Here is a 15,144-nt window from a genome sequence, read left to right on the forward strand (position 1 = left end):
ACTGTAACCTGTTCTAGTTCTGTCACCGTATAGCGAGACCGGCCGGTTCCGCAACGGGCCGTCGCTCCCCGGCCGGCCTCCGAGACCTCAGCGCAGCGGTTCGAGCGCCTTCGCCAGCGGCTCCAGCACGGCGGGCGTGTGCGGCGGCGGCAGGTAGATGATCGCCAGGTCGAGGCCCACCTCACCGAGCGCTTCGGCCTCCGCGGCGACCTTCGCGTAGTCACCGTCCGTGCCGAGGCGCACGTGCGAGGACAAGGTGATCTCCTTGGGATCACGGCCGATGTCCGCGCAGTGCCGGTGCAGCACCTCGCGCTTGCGGGCGAACTCCTCCGGCGTGCCGCCGACGAAGTTCCAGTGCTGGGCGTACTTCGCGGTCGTGCGCAGGGTGCGCTTCTCGCCGCTGCCACCGATGCAGATCGGCGGATGCGGCTTCTGCACGCCCTTGGGTTCACAGCGGGCGTCGGTCAGCTGGTAGTGCTCGCCCTGGAAGGTCGTGGTCTCCTGGGTCAGCAGGCCGACGAGGATCTCGCAGGCCTCCTCGAAGCGGTCACTGCGCTCCTTGACGGTGCCCAGTTCCATGCCGTACGCGCCGGATTCCTCTTCGTTCCAGCCCGCGCCGACGCCGATCTCCAGCCGTCCGCCGGAAACGATGTCGAGGGTCGCGGCCATGTTCGCGAGAAGCGCCGGGTGACGGTAGTGGATCCCGCTGACCAGCGTGCCCAGCCGGAGCCGTTTCGTGGCCTGAGCGAGCGCGGTGAGCGTCACCCACCCTTCCAGGCACGGACCGGTCGAATCCGAGAAAATGGGATAGAAGTGATCGAAGGTCCAGCCCGATTCGAAGAGTTCGATCTCGTCGGCGGCCTGCCAGACGGCGAGCATGTCGGACCAAACGGTGTCCTGAGGCGAAGTCTTGATGGCGAATCGCATGATCTCGAGCGTAAACCTGGAGTTCCTCCAGACGCTCCCGGAATTCAGCGGGCGATACCGCGGCGAAGATAGTCGTCGGCGTCCACTCCGGACTCGACGAGCAACGCGCGCGTGTGCTCTCCCAGGGCCGGGACGTCGCCCATGCACGCCTCGAAATCGTCGAACGTCACCGGTGGCAGCAGGGCGTCGACTCGAGCGAATTCGGTGCCGATCTTGCGCCAGCGATCACGCGCCCGCAGCTGGGGATGATCGGCGACTTGGCCGACGTCCTTGAGCTGCGCGGCGGGAACCCCCGCCGCGGCGAGCCGTTCGTCGAGTTCGCTGTTGGTCCACAGCGATGTCCTCGCGGCGACAGCGGCGTCGCACTCCGCTCGATGAGCGACCCGCCGCACGTTGGTGGTGAAGCGCGGATCTTCGGCGAGATCGGGCGCGTCGAGGACCTCGGTGACGAGCGTGCGCCAGCCGGTGTCGTTCTGGACGCCGACGAGCATCTGGCCGTCACGCGTCGGGAAGGCGTCGTACGGCGCGATCGAACTGTGGCTCAGCCCCATCCGTTCGGGCTCGGTACCGGCGTACATCCGGGTGTTGAGCGCGTATCCCATCCATTCGACGGTGGCTTCCAGCATCGAGACCTCGATCGTCGCGCCCTCGCCGGTGCGCCAGCGGCGCAGCAACGCCGCCAGCACCGCCTGCGCGCAGTACATACCCGAAGCGATGTCGGCGGTCGGGATCCCGGTCTTCGCCGGCGCGTCCGGGGTTCCGGTGATCGCGATGAGCCCGGCCTCGGCCTGGATCAGCATGTCGTAGGCCTTGCGCCGCTCCATCGGCCCGCCCGCGCCGAACCCGGACAGGTTCACCACGACCAGCTCGGGGTGATCCGCCCGCAGATCACCGAAACCGAGCCGCTCCGCCGCGCCGGGGGCGAGGTTCTGCACGAACACGTCGGCCTTCGCGACCAGCCGGCGGACGACGTCACGCCCCTCGTCGGTCTTGAGGTCGACGGCGAGCGATTCCTTGCCCCGGTTCAACCAGACGAAATGCGCGCCGCTGCCGTGCACGGCGTGGTCGTAGGCGCGGGCGAAATCCCCGCCGTCGACGCGTTCGACCTTGATCACCCGAGCGCCGAGGTCGGCGAGGTTGCGGGTGGCCAGCGGTGCGGCCACGGCCTGTTCGACGGCGACGACGGTGACCCCGTCGAGTGGCCGCGTCATGCCTTCTTCTTCTCGGCCCGCACCAGCCCGCCGCCGATGATCAACCGCTGGATCTCGCTCGTGCCCTCGTACAGCCGCATCAACCGGACATCGCGGTAGATGCGTTCGACCGGGACTTCGCGCATGTAGCCGCTTCCGCCGTGGACCTGCACCGCGAGATCCGCGGCCTTGCCCGCCATCTCGGTGCAGAACAGCTTCGCCGCCGACGGCGCGATCCGCCGGTCCTCCCCCGTCACATACGCCCGCGCCGCTTCACGGGCGAGCGCGCGACCGGCGAGCACACCGGTCTGCTGATCGGCCAGCATCGCTTGCACCAACTGGAAATCCCCGATCGGCGTGCCACCCTGGGTCGCCGTCGCGGCGTACGCCACCGACTCGTCCAGCGCTCGCTGCGCCGTCCCGACGGCGAGGCCCGCCATGTGGATCCGGCCACGCGCCAACGACGTCATCGCCGCCTTGTAGCCGACGTCGCCGTCCCCGCCGACCAGCGCGTCGGGCCCGACGCGGACCTGCGAGAACGTCACGTCCGCGGTCCGCGAACCCTCCTGCCCCATCTTCGCGTCCTTCGCCCCCACCGTGATGCCCGGCGCGCCGGCGGGCACGAGGAACACCGCGATCCCGGTGTCCGTCCGCGCGAACACCACGAACAGTCCGGCCTCGGTGGCGTTGGTGATGAACTGCTTCCCGCCGTCGATCACCCAGCCGTCACCGTCCGGCTTCGCGCTGGTCCGCAACCCGGCCGGATTCGACCCCGCGCCCGGCTCGGTCAGCGCGAACGACGCGACGACCTCCCCTGACGCGATCCCCGGCAACCACTGGTCCTGTTGTTCCCGGGTACCGAATCCGACCAGCACCTGCCCGGCGATCCCGTTGTTGGTGCCGAACATCGACCGCAACGCCAGCGACGTGTACCCCAGCGCCATCGCGACCTCGACGTCCTGGACCAGGTCGAGACCGAGCCCGCCCCACTCCTGGGGGATCGCGTACCCGAACAGCCCCATCTCCGCGGCCTGCGCCCGCAAATCGGCCGGAATGGCGTCCGTGTTCATGATCTCCAGCTCCCGGGGCATCACCCGGGTGCGCACGAAATCCTTGATCTGGCCGAGAACGTCCGCGAACACGTCGTCGGGGACGTCGGGGTTGCCGGTGTACATGCCCTCACTATCGATCACCGTCCGGGTTCGGTCCACTCCCTCGGGTGGACCTCGCCGCGGGACCTACCGGAGATGTTGATCACCGTCCTAACGTCGAACCATGCGTACACGAACCGCTTTTCTTTCCCTTGCCAGTGCCGTCGCCCTCTGCTTCTCGATCCCGGCCGTGGCCTCAGCGGCCGAAGGCGAATTCACCTACCGCTATTACGACGAAGACGAAGAGCTCCAGGTCGGCACCCTGGTGGATCCACCCAGCGGCGAATGCATCGAAATACCCGAAATAGCCGACTGGGACGTCGACGCGTTCCGCCCGCGCAACGACACCGACTCGACCGCGGTGGTGTTCCTGGACGACGACTGCTCGAGCGATTCCTACTTCTCGCTGCGCCCCAACGGCGGCCGAGGCTCGGACAGACTTCTGCTCCGCTCGGTCATCTTCAGTTAGGCCGAGCGGACCTCGACACCACACTCCGCGCGGCGAAAGATGAGGCGCGGGGGTGGTCGTCGTGGCACGACGCGGACTGGTCTTCCTGGCTCTGCTCACGATCTTTCTGGGGCTGGTGGTGCCCCGCGCCTCGGCCGGCGGCCAGGTCACCAGGTACGAGGGCGAACTCGACGGCGCACGCTATCTGGTGCTGGTGCCGGAAAACTGGAACGGCACGCTCATGCTGTGGAGTCACGGGATGTACTCGCTGGCGTATCCGGAACCCGATCGGATCGCGCTGACGTCACAGCCCGCGACCGAGTCCTTCCTGCTGGCGCAGGGATACGCGCTGGCCGCGTCCCAGTACCGGACCGTGCGTGGCTGGTCGATCGAGGAGGCGCTCACCGACCAGACCCGGCTGCACGACTGGTTCACCCGCACGATCGGTTCGCCGCGGCGAACCATCGCGGCGGGCGAATCGGTGGGCGCGATCACCGCGACCCTGCTCGCCGAGCGGAATCCGCGCCGGTTCGACGGCCTGATGACCTTCTGCGGCAACCTCGCCGGCGGGGCCGCGCACTGGAATTCGTCGCTCGATCTCGGGTACGCGCTGAACACCCTGCTCGACGCGCGGCTGCAACTGGTGCGGATCACCGATCCCGCGGCCAACGTGGGCAGATTCGTCGACGTGGTGCAGGCCGCCACCGCGCACCCGGAAGGCAGGGCGCGGCTCGCGCTGGCGAACGCGCTGGCCGAGATCCCCGGCTGGCTGGACGCCACGCAGCCCCGCCCGCCGAGTGTCGCGGATCAGGTTTTCTGGCAGGGCGTATGGGATCGCTTCTACCGCGCCGGCGCGTTCGGCGTCGACAGGGTCGCGCTGGAACAGCGGGCGGGCGGCAACCCGGGCTGGAACGTGGGTATCGACTACCGGCGGATCCTGGCGAACTCCGGCGAACGGACGCTGGTGGAACGTGCCTACGCGGAGGCAGGGCTCGACCTCGGCGCCGACCTCGACCGGCTGGCGAAGGCGCCCCGAATCACTCCGGATCCGGCCGCGGCGGTCTATCTGGCCCGCTTCGGGCTGCCGCTGGGTCTCACGCCGGTCCCGGTGCTGACCATGCACACCGTCGCGGACGGCACCGCACCCGCGGCGCACGAACGCGCCTACGCCGAACGAGTGGGGCCGGGCGACGAACTACGTCAGCTGTTCGTGAACCGCGCAGGTCACTGTGTGTTCACCGCGTCCGAGGAGATCACCGCCCTGCGCACACTGGAACGGCGGCTGGATCGCGGACACTGGCCGTCGACCGGCCCCGCCACGCTGAACTCCGAAGCAGGCACGCTCGCCCCGGAACTCCAGACGATCTTCGACATCGTCCGGGAATCCCGGGTGACGACCACCCCGGCGTTCGCGCGGCATTCCCCTCCCCCGTATCCGAGGGCGCTGCCGTTCTAGGTTCCGGCGAGGATCATCAGCCCATAGGCCGACAGGACCCGGTTGACCGGGGCGAAGAAGGTGGAGCCGCCGCTGGAGCAGTTGCCGCTGCCACCGACCAGCACACCCTGGGCCTGCGTCCCGCTGACGAACGGCCCGCCGTTGTCCCCCGGCTCCGCGCAGACGGAGGTCCGGGTCAGGCCGGTCAGCGTCCCCTCCGGGAAGGTGATCGACACGTTCTTCGCCTGGATGATGCCGCACCGCCAGCCGGTGGTCGCGCCGTACCGGCACACCGACGCGCCGACCGGAGCCTCGACCGACCCGGTGATCGTCACGCGGGGCTCGGTGGGCGGGATGGAGGCCACCAGCCGCCAGTCGGTCGTGTTGGTCACCCGGATGACGATCGCGCCCGTCGGCGGCGTCTGGGCGCCCACGACCACCCCGACCACCCGGCCGGCGCTGCGGATCGTGTCACCGGGTCTGCCGCAAGCCGAACTCGCGATCAGGTAGCCGGTATTCCCCGAGACGGCGGCGAACCCGGCCGTGCACCGCGTCGCGGCGCTGCTCTGCAACACACTCCCGCCGCCGAGCGGGGCGGGAGCGCTCGCGTGCGCGGTCGACGGCAAGGCCAGGCCGAGGGCCAGGACCAGGCAGGACAGGGATCGGGGCAGTCTCACGGGACCCTCCGATGGCCGGGGATGTCCCGATCGTAACGAGCGGGACGCCCCGGCCCATCCGCCGAATCGCGCATTCTCAGCGCCAGCCGAGCTCCGGCGCCACGTGGGTGAGGATGCTCTCCAGCACGTGCGCGTTGTACTCGACGCCGAGCTGGTTCGGGATGGTCAGCAGCAAGGTGTCCGCGGCCTCGATGGCCTCGTCCTCCTTGAGCGCCCGCACCAGCTCGTCCGGCTCGGCGGCGTACGACCGCCCGAAGATCGCCCTGGTCGTCTCGTCGATCATGCCGACCTGATCGCGCGAGTTCCGGTCGCGGCCGAAATACGCGCGGTCCAGGTCGTTCGTCAACGCGAAGATGCTGCGGCTGACCGACACCCGCGGCTCACGCGAGTGGCCGGCCTCCTTCCAGGCTTCGCGGTAGGCCTCGATCTGCTTGCGCTGCTGGACGTGCAGCGGCTCCCCCGTCTCGTCGTCCTTGAGGGTGGAACTCTGCAGGTTCATGCCCTGCTCCGCCGCCCACACCGCGGTCGCGTTGGAGCTCGACCCCCACCAGATCCGCTCGCGCAACCCCTCCGAATACGGCTCGAGCCGCAGCAACCCCGGCGGATTGGGGAACATCGGCCGCGGATTCGGCTGCGCGAACCCCTCGCCCTCGAGCAGCTTGAGGAAGACCTCGGTGCGCTGCCGGGCCATGTCCGCCGCGGTCTGCCCCTCCGCCGGCCCGTACCCGAAGTACCGCCAGCCGTCGATCACCTGCTCCGGGGATCCCCGGCTGACCCCGAGCTGGAGCCTGCCGCGGGAGATGAGGTCGGCGGCGCCCGCCTCCTCGGCCATGTACATCGGGTTCTCGTAGCGCATGTCGATCACGCCGGTGCCGATCTCGATCTTCGACGTCCGGGCCCCGATCGCCGACAGCAACGGGAACGGGCTCCCCGCCTGCCGCGCGAAGTGATGCACCCGGAAGTACGCGCCGTCCACGCCGAGCTCCTCGGCCGCGACCGCCAAGTCGATCGACTGATGCAGGAAGTCGGCCGCGGACCGCGTCTCGGAGTGCGCGCTCGGTGACCAGTGGCCGAAGGACAGGAAACCAATCTTCTTCACGCCCGTGTAAGCGCTCCGTGACCAGGATTGATTCCCTGCCGGCAGTGCACACGGCCATAACGCAAAAGAGCGGACGGTCGCTATGACCATCCGCTCCACCCCGTAGGGTACTGCGCGTGTCCGAGGGGGGACTTGAACCCCCACGTCCGTTAAGGACACTAGCACCTCAAGCTAGCGCGTCTGCCATTCCGCCACTCGGACTTGCTGATGTGAGAAGAGTATACGTCCCCTGAGAGGCCTCGATCAGGGGGGTACGTATCGTCACCATGACTCACATTGAGATGATGTTCGGTTACCGTCTGGCAGCGATCGCGCCTCTCCGCGAGCGACTCCCGTAAGCAAGTCGCAGGCCATAGGCCGGTCAACAGAAAGCGACGGCTACTAACTCCCAGTGTTCGGTCGCCTCGCGTCGCAGTCGTTCGCCGTCGGGGCCGACAACACATGGCACGCCCGGCCTCCTTGGCGAGCTCACGCCACAGCGCCTCGCTGCGCCGCGACGGTCCCGACTGGGACGTGCTGGGGTTGCCGTTTGCGAGGTTGACCGAGCCTGCCGGATGTAGGCAACGCCGTCCTGCAGGATCCCCACACCGGAACGGTCAAAGTCGGCGTCGGCAGACAGCCGGATTCGACCACGACACCGGACTTCGCGTCGGCGCCGGTCGCGATGCGGAAGCAGTACTTGACCGCGTCGCCGTCCGGGTCGGTCACCGGCTTCACAAGGTCGAGGTGAACGAGGTCGACACGGCGAGGGTGGCGTTGAGGTTCTCGTACGTCCAAGCTCCGCGTTTCGGCGCCGATCAGCATGAAGAACACGCTGCCGCCGCGGGCGTTGACCCGGTCGCGGATGAACCGGTCAGCCCCTCTCCGGCGAAACTGCCGACGTCGCCGACGAGGGGCGCCGGTCACGTACCCGCCGACGCCATTGAAAGTGAAGGCGGACGCGAACGCCGAGCTGTCGTTCTCGATTGTGTTCTCCCCGCGCGATCGAGGCTGGCCCCACATTCCGTGGGGTCAGGGCTTCAACTATGTCGTCACCGCGGGATGAAACCCGGTCGCTCACGAGGACTGTTCCTTCTCCACGGCCTCGAGCAGCGACCTGGCCTCTACCGGAGCAGCGGATAACCGTTGCGGAGGTCACGGCCCACGCGACTCGGACGCCTTACGGCCATTGGAGCATGCCCTCGTCGTTGACCACGGGGTGCTTTTCGCCGTTGGGCAGTTCGGCTTGGCTGGCGTAGGCGTCCAGTCGTTCGGCGATTTCGCCGAGCATCTCGGTTACGCTGCCCCAGTGGGTCGCGCTGAACCCGTCCCCGGGCGCCATCATCATGATCATGCCGTGGTCGGTGCCTGGGCGTAGGTCCACGCACAGTGTGGTACCCGTGATGTCACGGCAGATGGGGACGAGCGCAGTGCAGAAGGGGCCTCCGTCATCACCTGCTTGGCTCTGGTGCATCTGACCTGGACCGCAGCATGTCGGATCCGTCGCGGTGGACTCCGACAACCGCTGGTATTCCTCGCGAACTCGTCGAACCGCGAGGGGGACGAACGCCGGCGGCACCAGATCCCCAGCTCGCTGGTCGTAGCGATCGACGATGCCATCCATGAGCGTCCACCAGCCGACGAGATCATCCGGGAGTGTGAGTCCGACGAGGCGCTGAAGCTCCCGGATATCGTCTGCAGGGCCGGGAAGCCGGATCTCGCGGGCGGCGGCGGGGGCGTGTTCGCGCAGCAGGTTCATGATCTGCTGCCACAACTGGTTCACCGGTGCGGTCACGAATACCCACCTTCTCGTCGTCGTGCGTTCGGGCTCGGCGCAGGTGAGGTGCGCCCGGTCTTCCGGACACACCTCACCGATGTCAGTTCGGACAGGCCAGAAAGCTTGGCGCACAACATAATTAGGAGGCAAGACCAGAGGAGGTTGCGCGATACTCCCTGGGTGATCACGATGCAGCCCGTCCTGGAGGCCCACGCGACAGGTGGCTTTGCCCTCTGGCCTGTCGCCGAGGTCGAATCGTTCGGGTATATCCCGCTCAGCGGAGAGCTCACGTCCCGCGAGGTCGGTACGGCGGTGATGTGCATCGCCGCCTGCAATGACATCGACCCTGAGGACGGCGTCCGCCCGCCCCGCCCCGCCGACCCGCTCGGGTCGTTCCTGCACGGCTTGCTCACCTTTGACACCCTCTTCGCGGCTGGCGGATTGCGGGTGACTGACAGTGCCACGGGCGTGGCGTTCATGCCGGGCTGCTGCAACGGCCTGGAGGACTGGCGCGAGTGGCACCACGTCCTCGAGGACAACGGCCAGGTCTGGTTCGGGCACGATCCAGATCCGCGCGCCGAACGCTGCGGCGATACCGTCCGGTTGACCGTTGACGCCGAACAGAGCGCGAGCCCGGTGATCGAGTTGCCCGTTACCGATCTTCGAAACCTCCTCGCTGGGGCCGAGCATGACCTCGCAGGTTTCCTCGCGCTGGCAGTCGGCTGGGCCGAGAGGAACCTGGCGAACCATTCCGCCGTCCCGGTCATCGGGGCCCTCGCACGCGCATTGGACCTCCCGACACCCGCCAAACCGCCCGCCGGGAACGCGTGAAGTCCTCGCGCGACGACTCGCGCCGACACCCAACGCCGTCGGCATACATCCGGAATTCTCAGTAACCCTGCGCGAGCATCGCAGCAGCGCCGCGACCGGTACGGGATGACCAACATCCGAGGCGGCGGCTATTGAGGACAGTTGGAAGAACAAACCGGCGGATACGAACGCCGGTCATAGGAGCCTTTCGACACGCTCCCGATCACAGACCACCCGAACGCCATCTTTACTGTCTATCTGACAGTAAGTACGGTCAGGACATGCCTGACGACGACTGGACTCCCCCGCCGGTACTGCTGGCCGTGGACCTGGTGATCTTCACCCTGCGGGAGGCGGTGCTTCACGTGCTGCTCGTCGAACGGGGCATCGAGCCTTTCCAGGACGCATGGGCGCTACCGGGCGGATTCTTGGCCAGTGACCGGGAGGACGTACTCGCCGCGGCCCGTCGCGAGCTACGGGAGGAGGCAAATCTTGATGCGTCGCAACTACATTTGGAGCAGCTGGGTGCCTATGGAACACCAGACCGAGATCCCCGCGGCCGCGTGATCTCGGTGGCCTACTTGGCCATCGCTCCCGGTCTACCGGAACCACTGGCAGGCACTGACGCCGCGCGTGCGGCGTGGACGCCGGTGCCGGACATCCTACGCGGGCGGGTTCGGCTGGCGTTCGACCACGACGAGATCCTCGATGACGGCCTGGAGCGAGCGCGAACGAAACTCGAACACTCGGCGCTGGCAACGGCTTTCTGCCAAGAGACCTTCACCATCAACGAACTACAGCAGGTCTACGAGGCCGTGTGGGGCTGCCCGCTCGATCTGCGGAACTTCTACCGGAAGGTCCAGGCCGTCGCCGGTTTCATCGTGCCCGCCGGCGACCAACGCCGCACCGGCAAAGGCCGCCCCGCCCGGCTGTTCAAGGCCGGTGATTGCACGACACTTCACCCGCCACTGGTACGACCCGCCACGACGACAACACGAGAGGGGAACCCATGACCGACGACCTCGTGGTGATGCTGACCGCCTTGAATCCCGAATACGAGGCGGTCCGGAACCGGCTCGAGAACCTGCGACCGCACCGGCACGATCGCGGTACCCGTTTCGAGGTCGGCACCGTTCGCGGTACATCCTGTCGCGTCGCACTCGCTCTCACCGGCAAGGGCAACCACTCGGCCGCAGTACTGGCCGAACGCGCCATCTCACACTTCTCCCCGGACGCCCTTATGTTCGTCGGTGTCGCCGGTGCTCTGTGGGGCACCCCGCTCGGTGACGTCGTCTTCGCGACTCACGTCTACGCCTACCACGGCGGCACGAGCGAGGACGATGGTCTCAAAGCCCGCCCCAGGACGTGGGAAACCTCGCACGAGGTGGCCCAGATCGCGCAGCATGTCGCACGCATCCGTGACTGGACGCGAGACGTCCCCGACGGCACGAACGCTCATTTCGGCCTCATCGCCGCCGGTGAGATCGTGCAGAACTCGACCATTTCCGCCGAGGCGCGATGGATTCGCGACCACTTCAACGACGCGCTCGCGATCGAGATGGAAGCCGCGGGCGTCGCGCAGGCCGGCCACCTCAACGGCGCCCACGTCGCAATCGTGCGCGGCATCAGCGACCAGGCCGACGGAACGAAGAACTCCGCCGCAGACCGGAACTGGCAACCACGGGCCGCCGCGAACGCCGCGGCGTTCGCGACCCACCTCGCCACCGAGCTACTCAAAGAAGGGGAACACGTCACCATGCGGAACTCGAACGCTTCGGGCGGGCCGCGCACTGTCCACATCAGTGGGACCGGGACGGTCGGGATGCAGGCCGGGACCATCACCGGCAGCACCGTCGTGCAGAACGTCTCCTCCCGTTCCGAGGGCGCCCCGGATTTCGCGACCGAGTTGTCGCGCCTGCGCCGCGACCTCGAACGAGAGCACTCGCGCGGACAGCTCGACGACGACACCTACGAAGATGTTCGTTGCCAGCTCGACATAGCTGACAAGGCGATCGCGTCCGACACGCCGGAGGGCAGGAAGACCTTTGTGTTGGCACTCAAGCGGCTCGGCGGGCTGATCTCGGAGCTCGCCGGTCCCGCGGCGAAAATCGCCGCGCTCGTGGCGGTGGCGAAGGGGCTCTTGTGATCCCGCCGACTCAATCCACGTTCACAGCTGAAGCCGGCTCGACGGTCGGGATGCAGGCCGACGAAATCCACAACTCGACGGTCTATCAAGTCCTACCCGACGCTCCACCCGAGGAAAAGTACAAGGTCGGCATCGCGTATCTGCGGGACGGCGTCCCGTCCCGTGCTCGCGAACTTATCGACGAAGCACGCGCCCACGGATACGACAACGCCGAAGTCAGGTTCCACTGGGTACTCGCGATGCTCAGCAAACGCTCCTATCGCGATCTCACCCCGGACGAACGGCAGCGCCTGGCATCCGAAGTGCACTGGTGCGACGACCTCTCAGGCAGCAAGTGGGCGCGCTCGCTCTCGGCAATATACGATCTGCTCGACTACCTCATCGGCACCGACAAAGATCCCGAGCACGCGCTCACGCAGCTGGCCGACTTGCCGTCACCGCAACGCGGGCAGGTCATCCACCACCTGGACCTGGTACTCACCGGCGGCCTGAAAGACCGGTTCTGGGCGGACATCCGTCGGCACGCGAAAGAAACACGCACAAGCCACGACCGGCAGAACCGTGTCTGGGCCTACTTCGAGCCGTCCCCGATCCGCCCGAGAACCCGACAGCCGACACCCGCCACGAGCACGACACGCGATCGCGTCCGAACCGGATTCGCCACAATAGCGGCAGCCCTCGGAGCCGGCTACCTGGCCAAAGCGGTCATCCTGACCGCACAGCCGCTGCCGATAGTGGCGTATCTGGCCGCGCTCGCCCTAGCGTGCTTCGCGATCCGGAGTGGACTCCAGTGGCACTACCTCAGCGGACGCCTCGCCGAGCACGAACGGCGATACGCGGGCCGGAACGGAACCACAGAAACCTCGGACCAGGGCTTTGCCGCCGGCGTGACCCGGCAATTCGAGTACTACTTCAATCGGTACCCGCCCAAGGGCATGGATCGGACGCACTGGACGAAGACAACCGCCGGTATTCGATCGTGGCTGCGCAACGAAATCGTCGATCTCTACCGCGAAAGCAGGGTCCCCGCCGGCCGGGTCAAGTGGCTCGTCCGCTTCCTCGCGCGAGATGTGCGCGACAAGTGGCACAAGGGTGAACTGTTCGAGTACCGCGAAAGGTACCAGGTCACCCTCTCCGTGAAGGTCATCTGCACACTGTCCACAATGGCCTTTCTCGGCCTCGTCTCCTACACCGTCTCAGCAGCGCTCGAAACCGAACTCCTGGCCACCGTGGCCGCGACTCTCGCCATGCTCTTCGGAACGGCCTACGCACTCCACGGCTGGTCGGACATCATCGGCGAACGCCGACGAGGTGCGGAAGACCTGCTCGAACGCGAGAGGGTACACAAAGCACGCGAGGACGAGTACCAGCGCTGGAAAGACAAGCTGGACGCGGTCCGGCCATCGGAAACCGAAATGGAGACCTGGCTGACTGCCGACAAGACGATCGTCGTCGAACGGGCACTGCACCACTACCGCCTCGCTTGGCGCGACGTACTCACTCACGCAGTCCTTCAGACACCGGTTAAGAACAGCAAACACGCGCGAGTCCGCGGTGGCCCACGACGATACGCGAAGTACGACATCCGCCTTTTCCTCATCACCCTCGACGGCGTGCGCGAGTTGGGCACCTCGATCGACTTCGAACACATGGCCCTCACCGACATCGAACGCAACAACTTCCGCTTCGACGCCGTCTCCTCGGTCTACGTCGCGACGCCGACCGACCTCAGCTGCGACCTCGAACTCACCCTCATGAACGGCGAACCCCGCGGCATCCACATCACCGACCCCACCAGCGACCAGACCACCCCCGATGAAAGCCCGGACGTGGTCGCACAGATGAACCTCGACGTCACCGGGTTCACCCACACCCTGCACATCCTGGAAGGCATCGCCGCCGAAGGAAAACGATGGATCGAACGCGACCCATACCTCACCAAGCCTCTCGAAGGGCTCGCGGACGAGCTCAATCGCCCCGAACCCGTCGAGCGCTAATGGCCGAAAGCCACGGCGGGTCAGAAGACCCGGGTGGTGACCGAGATCCAGGCCGAGATCGCCCAGTTCTGCCGCAGCGGGTCGTCCGGCATTTCACCCGATTGCCCTGCTCCGCACCCGGCGGGGTTCAGAGCGCCGAACCGACATGCGAAACACCGTGATCGTCGCATCGGCCCTGGACCTCGCCGAGGAGGACCCGTAGCAGTGAGGAGAGCTGGGCGCGCTGCTCCTCGCTCAGCCCGGAGATCAGGTCGAGTTCCCGCTCCAGCACCCGATCGACCGTCTGCTCCACCAAGGCGTGCCCGGCCGGGGTCAGTGTCACGTGCACGCTGCGGCCGTGTGGTTCGGTGTGCCGCTCGACCAGCCCCTCGCGTTCCGCGCGGGCCACCCGCTGCGAGATCGCCCCCGCAGTGACCAGGGTCAGCCTCGCCAGCTCCCTGGTCGTCAGCGAGTAGGGCGGTGAGCTGCGCCGAAGCACGCTGAGCAGGTCCAGCGTGGCCGAATCGACGTCGGAGTCCAGCAGGACGCGGCGCCGGTCCTCACCGAACAGCTTCGCCAGCTGCCACACCCGGGTCACGATGCCGATCGACTCGGTCGACGTGCCGGGCCGTTCGCGCTGCCATGCCGCCTCGATCTCGTCCGCGGCGTCCGGCGTGGGGTCCATTTCGGACGCTGCACTCATCCCAGACCTCCACCGCGGTTGTCGGCTGCACGACGGACAGCCTATCATTTAGCCCTAAACGTGAGTGGCCCGGCGAACACGAAGGAGGCTAGATGACCCGGACGATCCTGGTCACCGGCGGAGGTACCGGCATCGGCAGGGCCGTGGCGGCGAGATTCGCGGCGTCCGACGCCGTCGTGTACATCACCGGCCGTCGCAAGGACGTACTGGTCTCGGCGGCGGCCGACCTCGGCCCGTCGGCCCGGCCGCTCGTCTGCGACAGCACCGATCCCGAACAGGTGACCGCCGCGCTGGACGCGCTGGACGGGCCGATCGACGTACTGGTCAACAACGCGGGCGGCAACACCGACTTCGACCTCCCCGAGCAGGACGGGCTCGCCGGGGTCCTCGCGCACTGGCGGGCCAACCTGGACGCCAATCTGATCAGCGCGGTGCTGACCACCACCGCTGTCCAGGACAAGCTGGTCGAAGGCGGATCGGTGATCCACATCGGGTCCATCGCTGCGGACCAGGGCGCCGGATCGTACGGCGCGGCCAAGGCAGGACTCGCGTCGTGGAACGTCGACCTTGCCAAGCAGCTCGGGGCCCGCAAGATCACCGCGAACGTGGTTTCGCCGGGCTACATCCGCGAGACCGAGTTCTTCCGGGACAAGCTCCCCGCCGAGCGGGCCGAGCAGTTGGTCGACGCGACCAGCACCGGCCGCGCCGGGATTCCCGCCGACATCGCCGAAACGGTGTACTTCCTCGCTTCCGCCGGCGCCCGGCACATCACCGGGCAGACTTTCGGTGTCAACGGCGGCGCCCACCCGACCAGATAAGGACGGCG

15 protein-coding genes and 1 tRNA gene are annotated in these 15,144 nt (G+C 67.4%); 7 read left to right on the plus strand and 9 right to left on the minus strand.

Annotated elements, in window-relative coordinates; genetic code table 11:
• Window positions 1-87: 87 nt before the first annotated feature.
• Genes AVR91_RS07660 through AVR91_RS07670 form a run of 3 tightly spaced genes read right to left on the minus strand, consistent with a single transcriptional unit; the run spans window position 88 to window position 3,292 of the window.
• On the minus strand, window positions 88-927 hold the full coding sequence (locus AVR91_RS07660; protein WP_063271265.1) for an LLM class F420-dependent oxidoreductase: 840 nt from the start codon (window positions 925-927) through the stop codon (window positions 88-90).
• Window positions 928-971: 44 nt separating this feature from the next.
• The gene (locus tag AVR91_RS07665) at window positions 972-2,138 is read right to left on the minus strand and encodes a CaiB/BaiF CoA transferase family protein (protein WP_063271264.1); all 1,167 of its coding nucleotides are present in this window, start codon (window positions 2,136-2,138) and stop codon (window positions 972-974) included.
• Entirely contained in the window at window positions 2,135-3,292 is a 1,158-nt protein-coding gene (locus tag AVR91_RS07670) for an acyl-CoA dehydrogenase family protein (protein ID WP_063271263.1), read from the minus strand. Before AVR91_RS07670 ends, AVR91_RS07665 begins: the two co-directional genes overlap by 4 nt.
• 100 nt (window positions 3,293-3,392) lie before the next feature.
• On the opposite strand from AVR91_RS07670, the gene AVR91_RS07675 reads away from it, so the two are divergent.
• The gene (locus AVR91_RS07675) at window positions 3,393-3,737 is read left to right on the plus strand and encodes a hypothetical protein (RefSeq protein WP_063271262.1); all 345 of its coding nucleotides are present in this window, start codon (window positions 3,393-3,395) and stop codon (window positions 3,735-3,737) included.
• Between the two features lie 61 nt (window positions 3,738-3,798).
• Window positions 3,799-5,172, plus strand: a complete 1,374-nt coding sequence (locus tag AVR91_RS07680) for a DUF6351 family protein (RefSeq protein ID WP_143253921.1) — start codon at window positions 3,799-3,801, stop codon at window positions 5,170-5,172.
• Here AVR91_RS07680 and AVR91_RS07685 read toward each other — a convergent pair.
• From AVR91_RS07685 to AVR91_RS07705, 5 genes are all read right to left on the minus strand, one after another.
• Window positions 5,169-5,828, minus strand: a complete 660-nt coding sequence (locus tag AVR91_RS07685; protein ID WP_063271260.1) for a S1 family peptidase — start codon at window positions 5,826-5,828, stop codon at window positions 5,169-5,171. The genes AVR91_RS07680 and AVR91_RS07685 overlap by 4 nt on opposite strands.
• 76 nt (window positions 5,829-5,904) lie before the next feature.
• Window positions 5,905-6,927, minus strand: a complete 1,023-nt coding sequence (locus AVR91_RS07690; protein ID WP_016333704.1) for an LLM class flavin-dependent oxidoreductase — start codon at window positions 6,925-6,927, stop codon at window positions 5,905-5,907.
• Window positions 6,928-7,044: 117 nt separating this feature from the next.
• Window positions 7,045-7,128 (minus strand) — tRNA-Leu (locus AVR91_RS07695).
• Between the two features lie 267 nt (window positions 7,129-7,395).
• Window positions 7,396-7,644 carry a hypothetical protein gene (locus AVR91_RS43685; protein WP_228709149.1) on the minus strand — a complete coding sequence of 83 codons (249 nt, stop codon included), beginning with the start codon at window positions 7,642-7,644 and terminating at the stop codon, window positions 7,396-7,398.
• Between the two features lie 442 nt (window positions 7,645-8,086).
• Window positions 8,087-8,701 carry an SMI1/KNR4 family protein gene (locus AVR91_RS07705; RefSeq protein ID WP_063271258.1) on the minus strand — a complete coding sequence of 205 codons (615 nt, stop codon included), beginning with the start codon at window positions 8,699-8,701 and terminating at the stop codon, window positions 8,087-8,089.
• Between the two features lie 171 nt (window positions 8,702-8,872).
• Between AVR91_RS07705 and AVR91_RS07710 the strand changes: the two genes are divergently transcribed.
• The 4 genes from AVR91_RS07710 (at window position 8,873) to AVR91_RS07725 (ending at window position 13,636) form a co-directional block, all read left to right on the plus strand.
• Window positions 8,873-9,514, plus strand: coding sequence for a hypothetical protein (locus AVR91_RS07710; protein ID WP_228709151.1), 642 nt, complete (start codon window positions 8,873-8,875; stop codon window positions 9,512-9,514).
• A 260-nt stretch (window positions 9,515-9,774) separates the two neighbouring features.
• Window positions 9,775-10,506 carry an NUDIX hydrolase gene (locus tag AVR91_RS07715; protein WP_076857273.1) on the plus strand — a complete coding sequence of 244 codons (732 nt, stop codon included), beginning with the start codon at window positions 9,775-9,777 and terminating at the stop codon, window positions 10,504-10,506.
• Window positions 10,503-11,639, plus strand: coding sequence for a 5'-methylthioadenosine/S-adenosylhomocysteine nucleosidase family protein (locus AVR91_RS07720; protein ID WP_063271256.1), 1,137 nt, complete (start codon window positions 10,503-10,505; stop codon window positions 11,637-11,639). The genes AVR91_RS07715 and AVR91_RS07720 overlap by 4 nt, the downstream gene beginning before the upstream one ends.
• Complete coding sequence (locus AVR91_RS07725) at window positions 11,636-13,636, plus strand: hypothetical protein (protein WP_083737445.1); 2,001 nt, start codon at window positions 11,636-11,638, stop codon at window positions 13,634-13,636. The genes AVR91_RS07720 and AVR91_RS07725 overlap by 4 nt, the downstream gene beginning before the upstream one ends.
• A 127-nt stretch (window positions 13,637-13,763) precedes the next feature.
• Here AVR91_RS07725 and AVR91_RS07730 read toward each other — a convergent pair whose 3' ends face one another.
• A complete protein-coding gene (locus AVR91_RS07730) occupies window positions 13,764-14,318 on the minus strand; it encodes a MarR family winged helix-turn-helix transcriptional regulator (protein WP_063271254.1) in 555 nt (184 codons plus the stop codon).
• A gap of 92 nt (window positions 14,319-14,410) precedes the next feature.
• Here AVR91_RS07730 and AVR91_RS07735 point away from each other — a divergent pair, with 92 nt between their 5' ends.
• Window positions 14,411-15,136 (plus strand): SDR family NAD(P)-dependent oxidoreductase, encoded by a 726-nt coding sequence (locus AVR91_RS07735; RefSeq protein ID WP_063271253.1) that lies wholly within the window; start codon window positions 14,411-14,413, stop codon window positions 15,134-15,136.
• The last annotated feature ends 8 nt before the right edge of the window (window positions 15,137-15,144 follow it).

The sequence above is a fragment of the Amycolatopsis keratiniphila subsp. keratiniphila genome (genome assembly GCF_001620365.2).
In the GTDB taxonomy this organism is placed as follows: domain Bacteria; phylum Actinomycetota; class Actinomycetes; order Mycobacteriales; family Pseudonocardiaceae; genus Amycolatopsis; species Amycolatopsis keratiniphila.

Bases quoted from the DNA above. Each gene is read 5' to 3' on its own strand.
- AVR91_RS07670 (WP_063271263.1), bottom strand. From the start codon at position 3,292: ATGTACACCGGCAACCCCGACGTCCCCGACGACGTGTTCGCGGACGTT.
- AVR91_RS07710 (WP_228709151.1), top strand. From the start codon at position 8,873: ATGCAGCCCGTCCTGGAGGCCCACGCGACAGGTGGCTTTGCCCTCTGG.
- AVR91_RS07675 (WP_063271262.1), top strand. From the start codon at position 3,393: ATGCGTACACGAACCGCTTTTCTTTCCCTTGCCAGTGCCGTCGCCCTC.
- AVR91_RS07660 (WP_063271265.1), bottom strand. From the start codon at position 927: ATGCGATTCGCCATCAAGACTTCGCCTCAGGACACCGTTTGGTCCGAC.
- AVR91_RS07720 (WP_063271256.1), top strand. From the start codon at position 10,503: ATGACCGACGACCTCGTGGTGATGCTGACCGCCTTGAATCCCGAATAC.
- AVR91_RS07730 (WP_063271254.1), bottom strand. From the start codon at position 14,318: ATGAGTGCAGCGTCCGAAATGGACCCCACGCCGGACGCCGCGGACGAG.
- AVR91_RS07715 (WP_076857273.1), top strand. From the start codon at position 9,775: ATGCCTGACGACGACTGGACTCCCCCGCCGGTACTGCTGGCCGTGGAC.
- AVR91_RS07735 (WP_063271253.1), top strand. From the start codon at position 14,411: ATGACCCGGACGATCCTGGTCACCGGCGGAGGTACCGGCATCGGCAGG.
- AVR91_RS07665 (WP_063271264.1), bottom strand. From the start codon at position 2,138: ATGACGCGGCCACTCGACGGGGTCACCGTCGTCGCCGTCGAACAGGCC.